The organism is Enterobacter sp. Tr-810 (assembly GCF_011752765.1).
Classification (GTDB): Bacteria; Pseudomonadota; Gammaproteobacteria; order Enterobacterales; family Enterobacteriaceae; genus Enterobacter; species Enterobacter soli.
Genome location: NZ_VWWW01000002.1, coordinates 428,376 through 447,457 on the forward strand (window position 1 = coordinate 428,376; position 19,082 = coordinate 447,457).

Here is a 19,082-nt window from a genome sequence, read left to right on the forward strand (position 1 = left end):
CAGCGTTCCCGGCCTACTTTAAAACTTACTTCGCTTTCAGCGCCAGCGGATTAAGCTTCAGCGTTTTGTAGTAGCTTACCCAGGAGGAATATTTCTCCGGAGCAGACCACACACGATAGTGAAGCCGCGCCATGGTGACTGGATCGCTCAACAGGACCAGACGACGGTCACGGTGCAGTTTTTCCGGCGTCTCGTTCAGCGCCTGCTCAACGTGGCGATCGCGGGCAATTTCCAGAACCTTACTTGCACGGTGACGGGCTGTTGCCATCGCAGTTGCCAGGGCGTTGAATGACGGGTTAAACACCGCGTGCATAAAGCCATCATCCAGCGAGCGATTACGGTTCATCTCCAGGAAGCGGTCAGTGTCCACCAGCACTTGCGGCGGTGAATACTCTTCCGGGATCAGGAACAGTTTCCAGCGTTTGGTACGCAGACCCACCGTTGAACGGCTGGACACCACGGACACAAATGGCGACAGGATTAGCGAGAAGACAATCGGTGCCAGCCAGAACAGGAAACGCAGATCCAGCCATGCCATGCCCACTGCCCACACCAGCCCTAACAGCAGCTGTGAACCATGACGCATAAAGGCTTCGCTCCACGGAGTCGAGTCGTCGTCACGCTGTGGAGAGTTCCAGACCACTTCCCAGCCCAGGAACGCGCTGACCACAAACACGGTGTGGAACAGCATACGAACCGGTGCCAGCAGCACAGAGAACAGCACCTCAAGCAGCAACGATACCGTCACGCGGAAGAAGCCGCCATACTCTTTCGAGCCCTTGCACCAGATCAGAATGATGCTGAGCAACTTCGGCAGGAACAGCAGAACCATGGTTGAGGCGAACAGCATAATCGCCAGCTCAGGACGCCACTGCGGCCACACCGGGAACAGCTGGCGCGGTTGCAGGAAGTACTGCGGTTCTGTCAGGGCGTGCACCACCTGCAACGCGGTAGAGAGCGCCAGGAACATAAACCACAGCGGCGCTGACAGATACGACATAACGCCGGTCAGGAATACTGCACGGTGAACCGGGTGCATCCCTTTTACCAGGAACAGACGGAAGTTCATCAGGTTACCGTGGCACCAGCGACGGTCACGCTTGAGTTCATCCAGCAGGTTCGGCGGCAGTTCTTCGTATGAGCCAGGCAGATCGTAGGCAATCCAGACGCCCCACCCTGCACGACGCATCAGCGCAGCTTCCACGAAGTCATGCGACAGGATAGATCCCGCGAACGAGCCTTCACCCGGCAGCGGCGCAAGCGCACAGTGCTCAATGAACGGCTTCACGCGGATAATGGCGTTATGCCCCCAGTAGTGGGATTCACCCAACTGCCAGAAGTGCAGACCCGCCGTGAACAGCGGCCCGTAAACACGCGTTGCGAACTGCTGGCAGCGCGCATAAAGCGTATCCATACCGGATGCTTTTGGTGAAGACTGAATAATACCGGCGTTCGGGTTGGCTTCCATCAGACGCACCAGGCCAGTCAGACACTCACCTGTCATCACGGAGTCAGCATCCAGTACAACCATGTAGCTGTACTGATTACCCCAGCGGCGGCAGAAGTCATCGATGTTTCCGCTTTTACGCTTCACGCGACGACGACGGCGGCGATAGAAAATCTGACCTTCGCCCTGCACTTCTGCAATCAGCTCCATCCAGGCTTTTTGTTCTGCCACGCAGATATCCGGGTTGTAGCTGTCGCTCAGGATATACACGTCGAAATGCTCTGCGTTACCGGTCTCCTTTACGGACTCCCAGGTGGCGCGCAGACCCGCGAATACGCGATCAACGTCTTCGTTACAGATAGGCATGATCAGCGCAGTACGGTGCTCAGGATTTAGGGGTTCATCCCCGACCGTCGACGCAGAAATACTGTATTTGTCCCGTCCCATCAGCAGTTGCAGGAAGCCCATCAGCGCCGTCCAGAAACCGGCGGACACCCAACAGAACAGCACGGCAAACAGAAGAAGGATGCCACTTTGCAGGATATACGGCAGCAGCTGCATAAAGGAGACCCACAGATCCTGCCCTGTCATATCCGCAGGGTTGATCAGCGCCCAGCCCTGATAAGGCAGGATGGTCTTCATGTACCAGGTTGCCACAACCGTCTGTGCCAGCGTCAGCAGCAGCAGAATGTAACGGCGAATCGTCCCGACGGTACGCCATTTTTGCTCGGCGGCTTGCTGCTCTTTCGTCAGACGAGAGAGATAGCGCGGCGCAACTTCACGCCCACGCAGACGATCCCAGAAGCGGCCCACCGGGTTGGTGCGCCACGGGTCCGGGAACATAGAAGAACGCGTTGCTTTCGGCATAGCCTGAAGCTGCTCGCGGCCTTCGTCGTCTTTAACCAGCTGCCCTTCTGCCAGCGAGTCTGGCCATGCTTGCTCCAGACGCGCCTTCACTGACCCCAGTGGCGTATCATCATCACGGGTAAACTGATGATGTTCACCATCCAGCGCGGTTTGCACCGCGCGGATGTCGCTCTTGGGCAGTGCCGCTTTTTCAATATCGCTCAGCGGCATGGCATCAATATATTCAGTTGTATTATTCATTGGCAGGTAGCTGATAGCTCCAGGTTTCGCTCAGTGGCTGATCGTCACTGACCAGCGCAGCGCGCATTTCAGTCGTCTGTTTCGGATCTTTCACTTTCACGCGCAGGGTTAAACGCCACCCTTTCGTTACTGGGTTGTAACGCACGGTATTTTCGACAATTTCACCGTTATCACCAATGCTTGCCTGTGCCGTCACTGCTGTGTCAGGGGACAGTTTCTTCATATCCTGACCAGCAAAGTCCACAACAAACGCGAGCGTGCCGTCAGGCTGACGGATAAGATTAGACTGCTTCACATCGCCAGTAGAGCGACGGGTCTGCATGACATATGCGTTATCCGGTGCGTGCAGTTTGTCTTCGTCACGGCTGAAGGTAATGGTGTACTTGAAGTTCATCTCTTTACCGGATTCCGGGAGTTGATCCGGCGTCCAGTAAGCGACGATGTTGTCGTTGGTTTCATCGTTGGTTGGAATTTCAACCAGCTCAACCTTCCCTTTACCCCAGTCACCTTTCGGTGTTACCCACGCGCTTGGACGCAGATCGTAACGGTCGTCCAGGTCCTCAAAGCGTGAGAACTGACGGCCACGCTGCAATAGACCAAAGCCCTGCGGGTTTTCCATCGCGAAGCTACTGACTGCCAGATGTTTCGGGTTGTTCAGCGGGCGCCAGATCCACTCGCCGTTACCGGCATGAATAGAAAGACCGTTGGAGTCGTGCAATTCCGGGCGGAAGTTGGTCGCCGGAGACGGCTGGTTCGGCCCAAACAGGAACATGCTGGTTAATGGTGCCACGCCCAGTTTGCCCACTTTATCGCGCAGATAGACCTTAGACTGCACGTCAACAACCGTGTCACGCCCTGGCATAATGACAAAGCGATAGGCACCTGTCGCACGCGGGGAATCCAGCAGTGCATAGATGGTCAGACGCTTATCCGCAGGTTTTGGACGTTCAATCCAGAATTCGCGAAAGCGTGGGAACTCTTCACCTGATGGCAGCGCGGTATCAATGGCCAGACCACGCGCAGAAAGCCCGTACACCTGCCCCGCACCAATGACGCGGAAATAGCTGGCGCCAAGCATACTGACGATTTCGTCGTTTTTATCTTTGCTGTTGATTGGGTAAAGCACTTTGAAGCCGGCAAAGCCAAGGTCTTTCACCGTGTCTTTGTCGTGCTGCACATCGCCAAAATTGAAGTAATCCGGGTTGTACTTGATTTTACGCACCGAGCTCGCCGTCACTTCATTGATGGCAACCGGCGTATCGAAGTACATACCCTGATGATAAAACTCAAGCTTGAACGGGGTCTTGATATTGCTCCAGTACGCTTTATCGTGATTGAACTGGATCTGCTGATAGTCCGCATATTTCATATCGCGGAAAACGGAGGGCAGGTTACTTTTCGGCGCTTCGTAGCTCTTGCCAGCCATCGATTTTGCCTGTTTTGCGACGTCATCGATGTTAAAGGACCAGGCCGATGAGGTATACAGGGACAACACGACTGCTGCACCTAACCAACGCATTTTCATCATTTGTGGTTTATGTTTCATAATAAGTAAGCACTTCCCCCTTTGTGTGCTTATATCGATCCGATCCATTTTAATGGAAACTCAGGCAATCCGACAACATAATCACCGCTTTGTTCAGCTCGCTGGCTCAGGGATTAAGCAAGTGGAAGAACCCACTTTTCACTTTGCGTGCTTATCCTGGAGACAGGGTGTCGGTCTTGGTGTAGGGTTGGCCTCGAATGTAACCATTATGAGTCTTAGGGATAAGACGAAAAGTCTGAGAATGCACAAAGTTATATGAGCACTACTATACCTGTACAACGTGAATATTTCCTCGACTCGATCCGGGCATGGCTGATGCTATTGGGGATCCCTTTTCACATTTCACTGATTTACTCAAGCCACACCTGGCACGTTAACAGTCTGGAGCCCTCCTGGTGGCTCACCCTGTTTAATGACTTTATTCACGCCTTTCGGATGCAGGTGTTTTTTGTCATTTCCGGCTATTTTTCCTACATGCTGTTTTTGCGTTACCCCATTAAACGCTGGTGGAAAGTGCGCGTCGAGCGCGTGGGTATTCCGATGCTCACGGCCATTCCGCTGCTGACGCTACCGCAGTTCATCATGTTGCAATATGTCAAAGGCAAGGCCGATGGCTGGCAAAATCTGTCGTTGTATGAAAAGTACAACACGCTGGTGTGGGAGCTGGTGTCCCATCTGTGGTTCCTGCTGGTTCTGGTGGTGCTGACGACAATCAGCGTGCTGATTTTTAGCCGTTTGCGTCACCACCTGAGCACTAAAGCCGACACCTTCTTCGCCAGTATTACGCTTGGGAAACTGTCGCTGCTCTTTTTATTGCTGGGCATCGCGTATGCCGCGGTGAGGCGTACTCTCTTTATTGTCTATCCGCCTATCCTCAGCGACGGTCTGTTCAACTTTGTGGTCATGCAAAGCCTGTTCTATATCCCCTTCTTTATGATTGGGGCGCTGGCATTTATTTATCCAAAGCTGAAAGCCCTCTTTACCACCCCTTCCCCGTGGTGCGCGATTGGCGCGGCAGTAGCCTTTGTCGCCTATCTGCTGAACCAGCGCTACGGCAGCGGCGATGCGTGGATGTATGAAACGGAAAGCGTGATCACCATGCTGCTGGGCCTGTGGATGGTCAATGTGGTGTTTGCCTTAGGCCACCGCCTGCTGAATTTCAAATCCACCCGGGTGACCTATTTCGTCAACGCTTCATTATTCATTTACCTGGTGCATCATCCGCTGACGCTATTCTTCGGGGCATACATCACCCCGCATATCGCCTCAAATACACTGGGCTTTTTCACCGGGTTGGTGTTTGTGATTGGTCTGGCACTGGTGATGTACGAAATTCATCTGCGGATACCGCTGCTGCGCTTCCTGTTCTCGGGTAAGCCTCAAACTAAAGCATAAACAATCAGCGGCGCCTTCAGGGCGCCGCTGCTGTATTCAGACATCAAACTCCTGTCCGCGCTGAGTAAGAAGCCGCTGGTACAGATGGGCGGTGTCTTCATCAAAACAGACAAAGAATACCTGTTCAGGCATGGGTTTCAGGGAAAGGTAACGATAGACCGTATCCACCGCAATCGCTGCTGCCGCGGCTTTGGGATAGCCATACACGCCGGTACTGATTGCCGGAAAGGCCATGGTTTTATAGCCATTATCGGCCGCCAGGCGCAGGCAGTTGCGATACGCATCTTCCAGGATCCGCGCCTCATGATGTTCTCCGCCATGCCATACCGGCCCCACGGTATGAATCACCGCTTTGGCAGGTAGATTACCTGCAAGGGTGATGACGGCGTGGCCTGGGGGGCACTCTCCTTGCTGCTGGCGTACCACTTTGCACGCCTCAAGTAACTGCGGGCCGGCAGCACGGTGAATAGCACCGTCCACACCTCCCCCGCCCATGAGTGATGGGTTAGCAGCGTTGACTATGACGTCAACGTGCAATGTCGTGATATCACCGTGGATAACTTCTATTTGCGGTTTCATAAACACCCTCTGCGACCCGCCTTTTTATTAAGTGTATCGCACTGGGGTTGGGAGAAAAAACTATTGCGGGAAAAGCTCCCCCGCCAGAGGGCAGGAGAGCATGAGATCAGCGGTAATCAATCTGCACAATGGCCAGCGATTTTTCAGGATTGAGGTACTTCATGCTAACTGAAGCCATATTGGGGTAAGCACTCTGGCCGTTCAGGGCATCGCTATAGCTCAGCACACGCGTCTGCATCCGGTTATTCTCCGGGCAAGACATGGAAAGTTGTTGAGGTCTGGCAGAGATTTCGCAGGGGTCGGACACGACTGCACCACGAAAATGGATGACTCCGCCGTTAACGAAGGTTGCTGAAAATGCGGGGTTCAGCGCGGCAGACATCGCCAGACCAAGCCCTGTGATGAATTGAAATGCAGATCTGGTCACGATAATACTCCTCAATGAAAGTCGTCCTTGAGGGGTAAAAGCTCTCCATGATGGCAAGCAACGCACAATTAAACATATTTGCAACATCAGCTCATTGTTGATAACAGCATAGTGATAAGAATACGTCGCCGCCACCCCTTTCAATTCATTGATTTAATGAATAATTAGAGCACACTGCCTGGCGGCGACCACTGCTGCGATAAATGGAGAGATTTCCCGTCAGAAACAGTCACCGTTATCTTCACGGTATCCCCTGCATCGATATTTAAACTCAGGCGCGTTAAATCAATCGTCTGATTAGCGGGTATCGAGACGGTATTTTGTTGTTGTGACGTACTTTGACCGCCCTGCCCTTGTCGCATAGAAAGCACCTGGACCTGGCATTCACACGGCTCAGTCAGGATGACCTGCGGAATAATGGTCGTCATATTGCCTTGCTGGGAGGTTTTAAACGTAATTTGACTGGAGAGCGCAGCGAGAAGAATTAAGGTTTGCATGATGGACTCCCGAAAAAAAAACAGGGCATATGCCCTGTTTTTTTGTAGCACAGATTTCAGTATTAGTACTGATGAGCTGACACGTGGTTACCAATACCAACCTGAGTAACACTTACAGAAGAGTTAGAAGCAGTCTGGTCAACGGATGCACCGTTCAGGCCACCGTACTGGCTAACAGTCATAGTGGAGTCTTTGCTGTTCCACTGATCGAGTGTTGCACTGTTACCAAAACCATTCTGAGTCAGGGAGATAGTACTGTCGTCAGAGCCTTGTCCAACATCTGCACCATTACCGCCACCAGTCTGGCTAATATTCATAGTTGAATTTCTTGCATCCGATTGCAAGGCAACAGCTGAGTTGCCGCCACCGCTCTGATAGATATTCATGGTTGAATTTGGACCACCATAACCGCCATGGCCATGATCGCCCCAACCGCCTTGATTGATAAGACCCGCCATAGCACTACCAGAAACTACGATTGCTGCAAGTGCTGCCACTTTGATAAATTTCATGGTAAAACCCCCATCGGATTGATTAAAGTCGCCGCTAAATAACTAGCGTTGAATAACGCGAATGGCCATTTGCGACTGTTTCTGCACTACAACTGCGGTTTTCTGCGTACCGTACTGCGTAATACTCGCCCTATTACCCGACCCTTGCTGGATAATTTTTGCCGTATTACCGTATCCATCCTGCGAAATATCAGCATCATTCGCGTAGCCGCTCTGAGCGATATATGCATAATTATAAGTCCCTGATTGATCAACTCTCGCTCTGTTGCCGACTCCATCCTGAGTAACAATGGACAGTAATTTAGAACCGTCCTGGCGAACCTGGGCGTCATTATATGCACCCTTCTGACCAATAATGGCTGCCTGATTTAATGAGGAACGACTTAATTCATTAACCGCGAAGTTATATTCAGTATTTGCTAAATCTGAACCCGCCGCGGTTACAAATCCAGGCACACCCAGAAATGTAAACATCACAAATAACGATATGTTTTTCATGTTGTCACCCTGGACCTGGCTATACACAAATCGTAATGTGACTTCGTGTTAACGCATTTCTTAAATTTGTTAACGCGTCGTTACGGTGAAGAGTATGTCTGCCGAAACATTTTAAATATCTCACCCACGAGTCTTATTTTTATTCTTCGTTTCACCTCAAAGTATTAATTAATGCCAAAAAACGCTGTAATCAGTGCAGCTTAGTTTTTGTAAAAATATTTCCATGGCAAAGGTTGTACAACGAGGCAACGGCCTGTCCACCCTTTCCAGCCCGCACGCTTCACCCGCTGCCGGGATCATAATTTACACAGTGCGTGACACGGGGCATGTTTTCTTAAGGACACAACCCCCTCATTCGAAGGCTTAGGATTTTTCCTGAACTCATACCTTGCCGCTGTGTTTGCGAAATAATTAATATTTTTTAATATCAAAATGATACAAATATTTGTATGATTTTTAAAATGTGTGCAGTGTTATTAGCATGTACAACTTTCCTATCAAAACTGAACAATAGAAATGTGTGATTTTCACAAATTAATATTGATTTTTACATTCCGTTACATGTTTAACACTTGCTTTAAAGTTTGTAAAAGCTAGATTGAAATCAGATGTACGAAATTTGTTTTATATTTACCTCCCCCTGGAGGTTATGGTCTGATTCTACACACAGCAGTGCAGCATCTGTCAGTACTTCTGGTGCCCCTTAATTTTAATTAAAGGGGCAACTGTCAGGTGTCATAAAAAAGTGGGGTTTCATCATGTATAATGAAGTCCATAGTTTACATGGTCATACATTACTGTTGATCACAAAACCTTCTTTGCAAGCGACAGCTTTATTACAGCATTTAAAGCAATCATTATCACTGAACGGGAAATTGCATAATATTCAACGTTCTTTTGACGATATTGCTCCTGGCAGCATTATTCTTCTTGATATGATGGAAGCTGATAAAAAGCTTATTCATTACTGGCAAGATAATTTAAGCAGGAAAAACAATAATATCCGTTTGCTATTATTGAACACTCCTGATGAGTATCCTTTCAGAGACATTGAAAGCTGGCCACATATCAATGGCGTTTTTTACGTCACTGAAGAAGAAGATCGCGTGGTAGAAGGGTTGCAGGGCATATTGCGAGGTGAATGTTATTTCTCGCAAAAACTTGCCAGCTACCTCATCACGCACTCTGGTAATTACCGCTATAACAGTTCAGAGTCCGCACTGCTGACGCATCGCGAGAAAGAGATCCTGAACAAGTTGCGCATTGGTGCTTCAAATATTGAGATCGCCCGTTCGTTATTTATCAGCGAAAATACAGTTAAGACGCACCTTTATAATCTTTTCAAGAAGATAGCTGTTAAAAACCGAACTCAGGCGGTTTCATGGGCAAACGATAACCTCAGGCGTTAATACCATGAAACGCACGTTGAGTTGGATTGCCGCAGCAGGCTTTCTGCTTGCTGCCGGGAACCTTCAGGCCGTTGAAGTGGAGATTCCCGGATTGTTAACTGACCATACGGTGTCATCTGTTGGGCACAATTTTTATCGTGCCTTCAGTGACAAGTGGGAAAGTACTTACCCTGGTAACATAACAATCAACGAACGGCCCAGTGCACGATGGGGAAGTTGGATAACGATAACGGCTAATCAGGACGTTATTTATCAAACGTTTTTATTCCCAACGAAAATAGACTTCGATAAAAACGTAGCCTTAGCTCTGGCACAAACTGAAGAGGCTATAAATCGCCTGCAAATAGACAAAGCGCTATTAAGCACACGCGATTTAGCAAAAGACGAGTTCTAGCGACCCTATATCCGGAGGCTGTCATGCGTATTGCACATGCAGTTATTTCGTTAATGCTAATTACACCTTTAAGCTGGGCCGGAAATATGACGTTCCAGTTCCGTAACCCTAACTTTGGCGGTAACCCCAACAACGGGGCATTCATGTTGAATGAGGCGCAAGCCCAAAACTCCTATAAAGATCCGAGTTATAAAGACTACACCGTTGACACGCCGTCAGCGCTGGATAACTTCACCCAGGCTATCCAGTCCCAGATCCTGGGTGGTTTGTTAACCAACATCAATACTGGCAAGCCCGGCCGAATGGTGACTAACGACTTTATTGTCGATATTGCCAACAAGGATGGGCAGCTTCAGTTAAATGTGACGGACCGGAAAACTGGAAAAACATCGACCATCCAGGTTTCTGGTCTACAAAGTAACTCGACAGACTTCTGAACAACATCAAAATAAGGACAACGATCATGCAGCGCTTCCTGATATTTGTTGCAGTGTGCTTATTGAGCGGTTGTTTAACTGCTCCACCAAAAGAAGCTGCAAAACCTACATTAATGCCTCGGGCCCAGAGTTATCGTGATTTAACCCATTTGCCAGCACCAACCGGCAAAATATTTGTCTCGGTTTACAACATCCAGGATGAAACTGGACAATTTAAACCGTACCCTGCCAGTAACTTCTCGACTGCTGTACCGCAGAGTGCCACCGCAATGCTGGTCACCGCGCTCAAGGATTCTCACTGGTTCATCCCGCTGGAACGTCAGGGACTTCAGAACCTGTTGAATGAACGCAAAATCATTCGCGCCGCTCAGGAAAATGGTACCGTCGCGAATAACAATCGGATGCCTTTGCAATCGCTTGCCGCAGCCAACGTTATGATTGAAGGTTCGATTATCGGCTACGAAAGTAACGTTAAATCAGGCGGTGTGGGCGCACGTTACTTCGGTATCGGGGCAGATACGCAATATCAGCTCGATCAGATAGCCGTTAACCTGCGCGTGGTGAACGTCAGCACCGGTGAAGTGCTGTCATCCGTGAACACCAGCAAGACCATTCTCTCGTATGAAGTGCAGGCCGGGGTATTCCGCTTTATTGACTACCAGCGTTTACTGGAAGGTGAAATTGGTTACACCTCCAACGAACCGGTCATGATGTGTCTGATGTCAGCCATCGAAACTGGCGTTATATTCCTGATTAATGACGGTATCGACCGTGGCCTGTGGGATCTGCAAAACAAAGCCGATGCACAAAACCCGGTTCTGGTGAAATACCGCGATATGTCGGTTCCTCCGGAATCCTGACAGGAAGCGCATAAAAAAGGCGAGATGATTATCTCGCCTTTTTTTATTCACTCACGGCCGTGGTGTTTTGCGGTTTTTCGCGTCGGGCTGCAAGCCATAGACCGCTGTTCTTCATGGCATAGCCAAACAGTAAGCCCACTGCCAGCGACGGCACCACCAGCTTCCAGTCGCCCTGCCCTGCAAATGTCGCACAGGCGCCAATAAAGGTGCCCGGCACAAACGACAGCAGCATTTGCTTTGCCTGAATGCACATCAGAAATGCCACAACGCCGGTCATCACGTAGCCTAAGATCTCGACGTGCGGCGCCAGCGCGCTGCCTTTCATAATGACCAGCGCCCAGATAACACCGCTCATCAACGTGCAAGCAGAGATAAACAGCCCTTTAATGCCGCCCTGAGGGCAGGCAAAGTAAGCCGTGCAGCCAAGGAACCCGGCCCAGCTTAACAGGCCGAGAGATACCGCCACCCATCCCCATAAACCGGAGAGAATGCCCGTTGTAATTGCAATGCAGAGTAATATGTTCATGGCGCGCATCTTAGCAGATACGCACCATAGAAATGCGATCAGAAGCACATTATGTGCAAGTTGAAATGTATCGTTGCAGGAATTATGTGATCTAAATCACTCTTCATTCTCTTCCTGAAGATCGTCCCACATGGCCGCAATGGCATCGCGGGTCAGCGGCGCCAGAGTTCTCCAGAATGGTGATGTGGCATGCGCTTCCACTTTGCCGAGGAACGTACCGCACCACGGCAGCAGGAATTCTTCAAACAGCGTTTCGATAGCTTCACTTTCATCATCGCCAGACTGATCTTCAATCCAGGACGCCGCAAGAAGCAACGTGCCAAAGTGATCAGCCGGAGTCTCTGCCAGCGGCATCCCGCGCTCAGTCAGAAAAGCGCGAACGTCTGCTTCGGTTGCCCCTTCTTCCCACGCTGAACGATACGGCGCCACGCGGCACTCTTCACCTACGAACAACGCGTTGTAATCCGCAGAAACCTGCTGCATGTCGCAGCTTTTTTGCAGACGCTCCAGCAGCTCATCCTGTTCCAGCGGCCAGTTTTGCGCCAGCTTACCTTCCTGGATCATCGTATACAGCGGAACCAGCAGCGGGTCTTGCGGCTGACGGTAGAACAGGGTACCCAGCACGCGGCAAAGGATGGAGAACTCATTCATTTTTTTATTCCATTACACAATTAAAGATCGGCAAATTCATCAATACGCGGCATCCCGCGCGATTCCAGGAAGTCAAGCATCCGGCGTGGGGTCACGTTCAGGATCCGCTCTTCCGGGAAACCAACATCATTAAGCACTTTCAGGCACTCGCTGAAATCGCCAAGCGTAAAGGCGGTGTGCGAGTCAGAACCGAGCGCAACCATACCTCCTGCATCACGCACCGCCGCGGCCACTTCACGGCAGTTGGCCTCGCTGCCTTTGCGCGAATGAACAAAGGAGGAGTTATTAATTTCCAGCGCAACGCGGTGTTTTGCTGCCGCCTGAGCGACAGCCTGAATATCAATCGGGTATTTCGGGTTGCCCGGATGGCTGATGATATGCACGTTGCCGCTGGCAATCGTGGCGATCATCGCCTTTGTATTGGTTTCTTTATCCTGTGGAGCGAAAACCGGCTCATGGAAGCCCGCAATAATCAGATCCAGCGAGGTCAGCATCGGGCCGGTGCAGTCGATTTCACCGTCTGTATTCTTGATGTTCGCTTCGATGCCACGAAGTATCCCAACACCTTCGACCAGGCGTGGCCAGATGCGCATATTCACAAAATGCCAGTAGTGCGGAGCATCAGCCATATCAGGACCATGATCGGTAATCGCAAAAAGCTTGATGCCTTTTAGCTTTGCTTGCGCGATGTAGTCATGGAGGGTGCTATAGGCATGGGTACTGGCGACGGTGTGCATGTGCAGGTCAACGGGATACATCTTTCTCTCCTCTGCTGTTTTTCCCAAGGATAGCAGTTATCAGCGGCGAATATTAGCAAAAACCCGGCTAACGCCGGGTTCTCTTAGTAACCGCGCTGTCTGTCGACCTGCCCGGTAACGGTGTTGCCCTTCTCCATCTCACTGATGGTATGGGAGATATAAGCTACGGCCTCTGCCGGACGCGTGACTGCGGCAACGTGCGGCGTCATCGCCACGCGGGGATGCGCCCACAGCGGGCTTTCCGTTGGCAGCGGTTCACGGCTGTAGACATCCAGCATCGCGCCTTTGAGTTTGCCGCTGTCCAGTGCCGCCAGCAGATCAGACTCGACCAGATGAACACCGCGTGCCAGATTCATTAAATAGCTCTGATCCGCCAGTTGGTTCAGCAGCGCTTTGTTGATAATCCCCACTGTTTCCGCCGTATTAGGCAGCAGGTTAATCAGCACGCGAGTGCCTTTCAGGAACGCCGGGAGTTCGTCTGTTCCGGCAAAGCTTTCTACGCCAGGATAATCTTTACGGCTGCGGCTCCAGCAACGCAGAGGGAATCCCCACGGGGCAAGTGCTTCTGCCACTTTTGAACCAAGCACACCAGCCCCCAGAATACCGATGGTAAAATCTTCGCGGTGATAATCCGGCAGCGGTTCCCAGTGCGCTTGCTGTTTGAAGGCCTGATAATCATCAAAACGACGGAACCAGTGCAGCACCTGACTCACGGCATATTCCTGCATTTGCTGGCCCATTCCGGTATCTTCCAGGCGGAACAGCGGGATATGTTCAGGCAACATCTCTGGATGCGCCTTCAGCTTGCTCAGGATCGAATCCACACCAGCCCCAAGCGCAAAGACGGCTTTCAGTTCACGGCCCTGGAGCATCTCTACCGGTGGATGCCACACCAGCGCGTAGTCGGCATGTTCATGATCGCCCCGCTTCCACTCGCGAACGCGCGCGCCCGGCAATGCTGCCGACAGTGCGTTAATCCAGTAAGTCGTATCAAAAGTAGGGTGATAAAAGATAATATCCATAGCGATTCCTGCCTTTTATTGCGCGATTTTATTTTCGTTTTCAACTGGATTGCCAGCATAACAAATTTACTGGCATTTGCGTTGTTGATAAAAAAACCGCTTTCAGCACATTTCGGAATCAGGTTGTTTGAAGTTTGTCTAAACACGCTAATTAACTGAAAAAGTTGATTGACGGCAGTTCGGGTTTTCCTTACATTAGCGCCCGTCCCAGCAACAACGGGATGACAATATGGTGAGGTGTCCGAGTGGCTGAAGGAGCACGCCTGGAAAGTGTGTATACGGCAACGTATCGGGGGTTCGAATCCCCCCCTCACCGCCATATTCGAGATGAGAGCTCGTACGAAAGTACGGGCTTTTTTCTTTTATATTCTCCGAAAGGGGGGGATGAGAATCCCCGACCGGGGTTCGACAACTGGCGACAGCCAGTTGGACAGACTGAGAGCGCAGCGAACAGGCTGCCCGAAGGGCGAGCGCAGCGAGTCAATCCCCCCGGTGCTATATGCGACCCGGTGCGGTCTGATCCCCACTAAAAATGCGTGCACGAACGACTCCCTCACTTCTTTGGGCAATGGAGAATATACAGCTAAGGTAGTCATTCCGTTCACTTTATGTTCCTTGTTACTCTGTCACCCCATAACACGTGAACGTGCCAGGGTGGCTCAGTCGCCACCCCCCTGGCAACCCGGGCTCCCGGCAAGAAAATCGCCGCTTCGCGGTACCCTCAGCTTATTCCTTCCGGCTTTCGGGTCGGGCGCGATGCAGCGTCCATGCAAGTCGCGCCCTCTCGGCGCATCCATGCGCCTCGCCCCGGCCTACAGGAAACGCTTCGGCGATTTTCAGCCGGACCATGGAGCCGCGGTAAGTCTTTTATTTCCATGGCGTAATATCATCGCTTTTTAAAGCAATAATGACTGGGGAACCACTACTCCTCCACCATCCGCGCATACTCTTCCGTCAGAAAATCCACCAGCGTCCTCACCGATGGCAATAGCCCGCGTCTGGACGGATACACCGCGTGAATGACTTCCCGGCGTGGCTCCCAATCATCCAGCACCCGAACCAGCGCCCCTGAGGCGAGCTGGTCTTTCACCATCAAAATGGGAAGCTGCACCACACCCACACCTGCCATAGCCGCTTCCCGCAGCGCCAGCATATCGGTCGTGATAAAACGCGGGGCATAGTGGATCTCCGCTTTTGCCCCCTGCGGGCCGGTCAAATCCCATTTATGAACTTGCCTCCCCTCCCCCATACTCAACCCCGGCCAGCGGCTCAGCTCTGAGGGCATAACCGGTTTTCCCATACGCTGAATCAAATCAGGCCCGGCCACCAGACAATGCCCTCTGTCGGCCAGCACCCGCAGAACCAGGTCGCTGTCATCAAACGGACGCGGACGCACACGGATTGCAATATCGATCCCCTCACCCACCAGATCCACCCGACGATTGGTGGCTTCAAGCTGGAGGTTTATTCCCGGATATTTCGCCATAAAGCGCGCCAGCATCGGCCCTACGTGCACATGCAGCAACGTCACCGGACAGGTGATCCTGACAATACCGCGCGGCTCCGCCTGCAACGCGGCGACGGCCTCTTCCGCCGCCTCGGCTTCCACCAGCATCGCTTTACAGTGTTGATAAAAGGTCTGGCCTACTTCGGTAACGGTAAACTGGCGCGTGGTGCGCTGAATTAACCGCACCCCAAGCCGCTCTTCAAGCTGCGCAATTCGGCGGCTCAGTTTTGATTTTGGCTGATCGAGCGCCCGCCCGGCAGCTGCGAAACCACCGTGGTCGACCACCTTCACATACCACGCAAAGTCATTGAGATCCTGCATAAAACCCCATCGTTCCATTTAAGGAACAGTGAATGTCATTTTCACTGTCTACCGGGATATTAAACCTGAATATAAGCTAATAAACATCAACAGAACATCAGGAGATAGCCATGAAAAATGTTACAGGCGTTTATACCGCACCGCGTCAGCACTGGGTTGGTGATGGGTTTCCGGTTCGTTCAATGTTTTCTTATCAGACTCACGGCGAGCCGCTCAGCCCATTCCTGCTGCTGGATTACGCAGGCCCGTATACCTTCCCGGCGGATGGCGCAAAACGTGGCGTGGGAGAACACCCCCATCGCGGGTTTGAAACGGTCACTATCGTCTATTCCGGCGAAGTCGAGCATCGCGACTCAACTGGTAAAGGCGGCGTGATTGGTCCCGGCGATGTGCAGTGGATGACTGCTGGCTCCGGCATTCTGCATGAAGAGTTCCACTCCAGTGGATTTGCACAGAAAGGTGGCGAACTCAAGATGATGCAGCTGTGGGTGAACCTGCCCGCGAAAGACAAGATGGCAGCACCGGGGTATCAGAGCATCACCCGCGACACGATCCCGGTGGTGGCGTTACCCGATAACGGCGGCGACCTGCGCGTTATCGCCGGGCGATACGGAGACATCACTGGCCCTGCCCGTACTTTCTCGCCACTGAATGTATGGGACATTACGCTGCATCAGGGGAGCCATCTTGCGCTCACTCTGCCCGAGGGCTGGAGCACCGCACTGGTTGTGCTTGAAGGCAACGTAACGGTAAACGGCACCGCGCAGGCGGGAGAAGCTCAGCTTATCGTCCTGAGCCAGCAAGGAGAGAAGGTACATCTGGAGGCCAGCCGTGATGCCAAAGTGCTGCTTATGGCCGGGGAACCGCTGAATGAGCCGATTGTGGGCTATGGCCCGTTTGTGATGAACAGTAAAACCGAAATCGCTGAAGCCATTAGCGATTTTAACTCAGGCCGCTTCGGCCAGATCTGATCGTAATTAAGGAGAAGAAAATGTCTACACCTGCGAATTTTAATGGAGCACGCTCGGTCATTGATGTGAACGATGCGGTCATGTTACTTATTGATCATCAGAGCGGGTTATTCCAGACCGTTGCTGACATGCCTATGCCGGAACTGCGTGCCCGTGCGGCAGCGCTGGCCAAAATCGCGACCCTGGCGAAGATCCCGGTGATTACTACCGCGTCCGTACCGCAAGGTCCGAACGGCCCTCTGATCCCGGAGATCCACGCTAACGCACCTCATGCGCAATATGTGGCACGCAAAGGTGAGATTAACGCCTGGGACAACCCGGAGTTTGTTGCTGCCGTTAAGGCGACCGGGCGCAAGACGCTGATCATTGCAGGTACCATCACCAGCGTTTGCATGGCGTTTCCGTCAATCAGCGCAGTGGCCGACGGCTATAAAGTGTTTGCGGTTATCGATGCATCAGGCACCTACAGCAAAATGGCCCAGGAGATAACTCTGGCACGCGTGGTGCAGGCGGGTGTTGTGCCAATGGATACGGCGGCGGTCGCGTCTGAAATTCAGCGCACATGGAACCGTGAAGACGCCGCCGAGTGGGCTGAGGTGTACACGCACATCTTCCCTGCTTATCAGTTGCTGATTGAAAGTTACAGGAAAGCGCAGGACGTGGTGAAGCACAGCGAAGTGCTCGATTCACAGCAGTAATGACACGCTCCACGGCATAAACACCGTGGAGCTGATTATTGCTTAACCGAACAAGCACTAAAGCAGAAAATCTGCTTGACCGTTTTAGCGCAACTCCCTATAGTAGCGCCCCGTTGCCCCCCAAGCGGTCAGGCAGCAATACAATATGGTGAGGTGTCCGAGTGGCTGAAGGAGCACGCCTGGAAAGTGTGTATACGGCAACGTATCGGGGGTTCGAATCCCCCCCTCACCGCCATATTTGAGATGAGAGCTCGTACGAAAGTACGGGCTTTTTTCTTTTGGATCTCCGCCAGGGGGGATGAGAATCCCCGACCGGGGTTCGACAACTGGCGCAGCCAGTTGGACAGACTGAGAGCGTAGCGAACAGGCTGCCCGAAGGGCGAACAAAGCGAGTCAATCCCCCCCTCACCGCCATATTTGAGATAAGAGCTCGTACGAAAGTACGGGCTTTTTTCTTTTGGATCTCCGCCAGGGGGATTCGAACCTTTGAGATTTCTGCGGTATTTATTTCGGGTGGCGCTACGCTTACCCGACCTACGATATTGCAACCGTGCCTGTAGGCCTGGTAAGTACAGCGCCACCAGGCGTGAAGACCGCACAAAAAACAAAGCCCGGTTTCCCGGGCCTTGAACACAACAGCTAACTCAGTAGTACGCTTGCAGCGTGCGCTGGCAAAGCGCCGACCGCACGCAGTCATCTTTGGTAAAGCGGACCACCCCAATCATCTCATCTTCCTCAAAACGTGACATCGCATCGCTCAGGCCGGATTTCACACCGGATGGCAGATCGCATTGAGTGATATCGCCGTTAACGATAACCGTCACATTTTCCCCGAGGCGCGTTAAGAACATCTTCATTTGCGCAGCGGTCACGTTCTGAGCCTCGTCAAGGATCACGACCGCATTTTCAAATGTACGTCCGCGCATATAGGCGAACGGCGCGATTTCCACCTTGCCAATCTCTGGTCGCAGGCAGTACTGCATAAAGGATGCACCCAGTCGTTTCACCAGCACGTCGTAGACGGGCCTGAAGTATGGGGCAAACTTTTCCGAAATGTCTCCGGGCAAGAAGCCGAGATCTTCATCAGCTTGCAGTACCGGACGGGTGACGATAATCCTGTCCACGTCCTTATGGATCAGAGCCTCCGCCGCTTTGGCTGCACTAATCCAGGTTTTCCCGCATCCGGCTTCACCGGTTGCAAAGATGAGCTGTTTACTCTCGATAGCATTCAGGTAGTGCGCCTGAGCTTCATTGCGCGCCACAATTGGGGAAGTATCACGGCTGTCCCGCGCCATGCCAATTGCTTCAACGCCACTCATCTGCACAAGCGAGGTGACCGATTCTTCTTCACGCTGCTTATGGCTACGTGAATCCCGTCTCAGCACACGTTTTGCTTCGCGACGAGCTTTGATCACTGCTTTTTGTCTTCCCATGGATAGCACCTTGAGTTGTTGGTATTCATCACACGCGCCAGAGTCGGCACGATTATGCGCACGAACATCAGAGGGTTGGCTTCCTTG

At 52.0% G+C, this 19,082-nt stretch carries 20 protein-coding genes, 2 tRNA genes and 2 other RNA genes; 11 read left to right on the forward strand and 13 right to left on the reverse strand.

What is annotated here, in order from left to right; genetic code table 11:
- Positions 1-25 precede the first annotated feature (25 nt).
- Both mdoH and mdoG read right to left on the reverse strand, forming a co-directional pair.
- Entirely contained in the window at positions 26-2,554 is a 2,529-nt protein-coding gene (gene mdoH, locus F3J30_RS08640; protein ID WP_166716969.1) for a glucans biosynthesis glucosyltransferase MdoH, read from the reverse strand.
- Positions 2,547-4,100 carry a glucans biosynthesis protein MdoG gene (mdoG, locus tag F3J30_RS08645; protein WP_041162035.1) on the reverse strand — a complete coding sequence of 518 codons (1,554 nt, stop codon included), beginning with the start codon at positions 4,098-4,100 and terminating at the stop codon, positions 2,547-2,549. Before mdoG ends, mdoH begins: the two co-directional genes overlap by 8 nt.
- Positions 4,101-4,355: 255 nt before the next feature.
- On the opposite strand from mdoG, the gene mdoC reads away from it, so the two are divergent.
- The gene (gene mdoC / locus F3J30_RS08650) at positions 4,356-5,495 is read left to right on the forward strand and encodes a glucans biosynthesis protein MdoC (RefSeq protein WP_166716970.1); all 1,140 of its coding nucleotides are present in this window, start codon (positions 4,356-4,358) and stop codon (positions 5,493-5,495) included.
- Positions 5,496-5,531: 36 nt separating this feature from the next.
- Here mdoC and ymdB read toward each other — a convergent pair whose 3' ends face one another.
- The 5 genes from ymdB to csgB form a co-directional block, all read right to left on the reverse strand.
- Positions 5,532-6,074 (reverse strand): O-acetyl-ADP-ribose deacetylase, encoded by a 543-nt coding sequence (gene ymdB / locus F3J30_RS08655; protein WP_166716971.1) that lies wholly within the window; start codon positions 6,072-6,074, stop codon positions 5,532-5,534.
- Between the two features lie 106 nt (positions 6,075-6,180).
- Positions 6,181-6,501 (reverse strand): type 1 fimbrial protein, encoded by a 321-nt coding sequence (locus F3J30_RS08660; RefSeq protein WP_166716972.1) that lies wholly within the window; start codon positions 6,499-6,501, stop codon positions 6,181-6,183.
- A 164-nt stretch (positions 6,502-6,665) separates the two neighbouring features.
- On the reverse strand, positions 6,666-6,998 hold the full coding sequence (csgC, locus tag F3J30_RS08665) for a curli assembly chaperone CsgC (RefSeq protein WP_166716973.1): 333 nt from the start codon (positions 6,996-6,998) through the stop codon (positions 6,666-6,668).
- Between the two features lie 62 nt (positions 6,999-7,060).
- Positions 7,061-7,510 carry a curli major subunit CsgA gene (csgA, locus tag F3J30_RS08670; RefSeq protein ID WP_014069740.1) on the reverse strand — a complete coding sequence of 150 codons (450 nt, stop codon included), beginning with the start codon at positions 7,508-7,510 and terminating at the stop codon, positions 7,061-7,063.
- Positions 7,511-7,552: 42 nt separating this feature from the next.
- Positions 7,553-8,008, reverse strand: coding sequence for a curli minor subunit CsgB (csgB, locus tag F3J30_RS08675; protein WP_014069739.1), 456 nt, complete (start codon positions 8,006-8,008; stop codon positions 7,553-7,555).
- A gap of 758 nt (positions 8,009-8,766) precedes the next feature.
- Between csgB and csgD the strand changes: the two genes are divergently transcribed.
- From csgD to csgG, 4 genes are read left to right on the forward strand one after another with little or no spacing between them, the layout of a single operon-like run.
- A complete protein-coding gene (gene csgD, locus F3J30_RS08680; RefSeq protein ID WP_166716974.1) occupies positions 8,767-9,417 on the forward strand; it encodes a biofilm master transcriptional regulator CsgD in 651 nt (216 codons plus the stop codon).
- 4 nt (positions 9,418-9,421) lie between these two features.
- The gene (gene csgE / locus F3J30_RS08685) at positions 9,422-9,811 is read left to right on the forward strand and encodes a curli production assembly/transport protein CsgE (RefSeq protein WP_014069737.1); all 390 of its coding nucleotides are present in this window, start codon (positions 9,422-9,424) and stop codon (positions 9,809-9,811) included.
- Positions 9,812-9,834: 23 nt separating this feature from the next.
- A complete protein-coding gene (gene csgF / locus F3J30_RS08690) occupies positions 9,835-10,248 on the forward strand; it encodes a curli production assembly/transport protein CsgF (protein ID WP_014069736.1) in 414 nt (137 codons plus the stop codon).
- Between the two features lie 26 nt (positions 10,249-10,274).
- On the forward strand, positions 10,275-11,108 hold the full coding sequence (csgG, locus tag F3J30_RS08695) for a curli production assembly/transport protein CsgG (protein ID WP_014069735.1): 834 nt from the start codon (positions 10,275-10,277) through the stop codon (positions 11,106-11,108).
- A 43-nt stretch (positions 11,109-11,151) separates the two neighbouring features.
- On the opposite strand, the gene F3J30_RS08700 is transcribed toward csgG, so the two are convergent.
- The 4 genes from F3J30_RS08700 to ghrA form a co-directional block, all read right to left on the reverse strand.
- A complete protein-coding gene (locus F3J30_RS08700; protein WP_166716975.1) occupies positions 11,152-11,634 on the reverse strand; it encodes a DUF1097 domain-containing protein in 483 nt (160 codons plus the stop codon).
- A gap of 96 nt (positions 11,635-11,730) precedes the next feature.
- A complete protein-coding gene (locus F3J30_RS08705) occupies positions 11,731-12,285 on the reverse strand; it encodes a molecular chaperone (protein ID WP_166716976.1) in 555 nt (184 codons plus the stop codon).
- 20 nt (positions 12,286-12,305) lie between these two features.
- Positions 12,306-13,043, reverse strand: a complete 738-nt coding sequence (locus F3J30_RS08710) for a phosphatase (RefSeq protein WP_014069732.1) — start codon at positions 13,041-13,043, stop codon at positions 12,306-12,308.
- Positions 13,044-13,126: 83 nt separating this feature from the next.
- Entirely contained in the window at positions 13,127-14,065 is a 939-nt protein-coding gene (ghrA, locus tag F3J30_RS08715) for a glyoxylate/hydroxypyruvate reductase GhrA (RefSeq protein WP_166716977.1), read from the reverse strand.
- Between the two features lie 231 nt (positions 14,066-14,296).
- Here ghrA and F3J30_RS08720 point away from each other — a divergent pair.
- A tRNA-Ser gene (locus tag F3J30_RS08720) sits at positions 14,297-14,384 on the forward strand.
- 44 nt (positions 14,385-14,428) lie between these two features.
- A non-coding RNA gene (locus F3J30_RS08725) (RtT sRNA) lies at positions 14,429-14,565 on the forward strand.
- A gap of 422 nt (positions 14,566-14,987) precedes the next feature.
- Here the strand turns inward: F3J30_RS08725 and F3J30_RS08730 are convergent.
- A complete protein-coding gene (locus tag F3J30_RS08730; protein ID WP_166716978.1) occupies positions 14,988-15,893 on the reverse strand; it encodes a LysR family transcriptional regulator in 906 nt (301 codons plus the stop codon).
- 110 nt (positions 15,894-16,003) lie between these two features.
- Here F3J30_RS08730 and F3J30_RS08735 point away from each other — a divergent pair, with 110 nt between their 5' ends.
- From F3J30_RS08735 to F3J30_RS08750, 4 genes are all read left to right on the forward strand, one after another.
- A complete protein-coding gene (locus tag F3J30_RS08735; RefSeq protein WP_166716979.1) occupies positions 16,004-16,864 on the forward strand; it encodes a pirin family protein in 861 nt (286 codons plus the stop codon).
- Positions 16,865-16,884: 20 nt separating this feature from the next.
- Positions 16,885-17,562, forward strand: a complete 678-nt coding sequence (locus F3J30_RS08740; RefSeq protein WP_166716980.1) for an isochorismatase family protein — start codon at positions 16,885-16,887, stop codon at positions 17,560-17,562.
- Between the two features lie 147 nt (positions 17,563-17,709).
- Positions 17,710-17,797 (forward strand) — tRNA-Ser (locus F3J30_RS08745).
- Between the two features lie 43 nt (positions 17,798-17,840).
- Positions 17,841-17,976, forward strand: a non-coding RNA gene (locus F3J30_RS08750) — RtT sRNA.
- 230 nt (positions 17,977-18,206) lie between these two features.
- On the opposite strand, the gene phoH is transcribed toward F3J30_RS08750, so the two are convergent.
- Positions 18,207-18,995: a phosphate starvation-inducible protein PhoH gene (gene phoH / locus F3J30_RS08755; protein WP_168714504.1), complete on the reverse strand. Its 789-nt coding sequence runs from the start codon at positions 18,993-18,995 to the stop codon at positions 18,207-18,209.
- Positions 18,996-19,082: the final 87 nt, after the last annotated feature.

What these genes read in the sequence shown, in the direction of transcription:
- csgA (WP_014069740.1), bottom strand. Translation starts at nt 7,510, where the DNA reads ATGAAATTTATCAAAGTGGCAGCACTTGCAGCAATCGTAGTTTCTGGT.
- mdoC (WP_166716970.1), top strand. Translation starts at nt 4,356, where the DNA reads ATGAGCACTACTATACCTGTACAACGTGAATATTTCCTCGACTCGATC.
- F3J30_RS08700 (WP_166716975.1), bottom strand. Translation starts at nt 11,634, where the DNA reads ATGAACATATTACTCTGCATTGCAATTACAACGGGCATTCTCTCCGGT.
- csgF (WP_014069736.1), top strand. Translation starts at nt 9,835, where the DNA reads ATGCGTATTGCACATGCAGTTATTTCGTTAATGCTAATTACACCTTTA.
- F3J30_RS08730 (WP_166716978.1), bottom strand. Translation starts at nt 15,893, where the DNA reads ATGCAGGATCTCAATGACTTTGCGTGGTATGTGAAGGTGGTCGACCAC.
- F3J30_RS08740 (WP_166716980.1), top strand. Translation starts at nt 16,885, where the DNA reads ATGTCTACACCTGCGAATTTTAATGGAGCACGCTCGGTCATTGATGTG.
- F3J30_RS08735 (WP_166716979.1), top strand. Translation starts at nt 16,004, where the DNA reads ATGAAAAATGTTACAGGCGTTTATACCGCACCGCGTCAGCACTGGGTT.
- mdoH (WP_166716969.1), bottom strand. Translation starts at nt 2,554, where the DNA reads ATGAATAATACAACTGAATATATTGATGCCATGCCGCTGAGCGATATT.
- F3J30_RS08705 (WP_166716976.1), bottom strand. Translation starts at nt 12,285, where the DNA reads ATGAATGAGTTCTCCATCCTTTGCCGCGTGCTGGGTACCCTGTTCTAC.
- ghrA (WP_166716977.1), bottom strand. Translation starts at nt 14,065, where the DNA reads ATGGATATTATCTTTTATCACCCTACTTTTGATACGACTTACTGGATT.
- csgE (WP_014069737.1), top strand. Translation starts at nt 9,422, where the DNA reads ATGAAACGCACGTTGAGTTGGATTGCCGCAGCAGGCTTTCTGCTTGCT.
- csgC (WP_166716973.1), bottom strand. Translation starts at nt 6,998, where the DNA reads ATGCAAACCTTAATTCTTCTCGCTGCGCTCTCCAGTCAAATTACGTTT.
- phoH (WP_168714504.1), bottom strand. Translation starts at nt 18,995, where the DNA reads ATGGGAAGACAAAAAGCAGTGATCAAAGCTCGTCGCGAAGCAAAACGT.
- csgG (WP_014069735.1), top strand. Translation starts at nt 10,275, where the DNA reads ATGCAGCGCTTCCTGATATTTGTTGCAGTGTGCTTATTGAGCGGTTGT.
- csgD (WP_166716974.1), top strand. Translation starts at nt 8,767, where the DNA reads ATGTATAATGAAGTCCATAGTTTACATGGTCATACATTACTGTTGATC.
- mdoG (WP_041162035.1), bottom strand. Translation starts at nt 4,100, where the DNA reads ATGAAACATAAACCACAAATGATGAAAATGCGTTGGTTAGGTGCAGCA.
- ymdB (WP_166716971.1), bottom strand. Translation starts at nt 6,074, where the DNA reads ATGAAACCGCAAATAGAAGTTATCCACGGTGATATCACGACATTGCAC.
- F3J30_RS08710 (WP_014069732.1), bottom strand. Translation starts at nt 13,043, where the DNA reads ATGTATCCCGTTGACCTGCACATGCACACCGTCGCCAGTACCCATGCC.
- csgB (WP_014069739.1), bottom strand. Translation starts at nt 8,008, where the DNA reads ATGAAAAACATATCGTTATTTGTGATGTTTACATTTCTGGGTGTGCCT.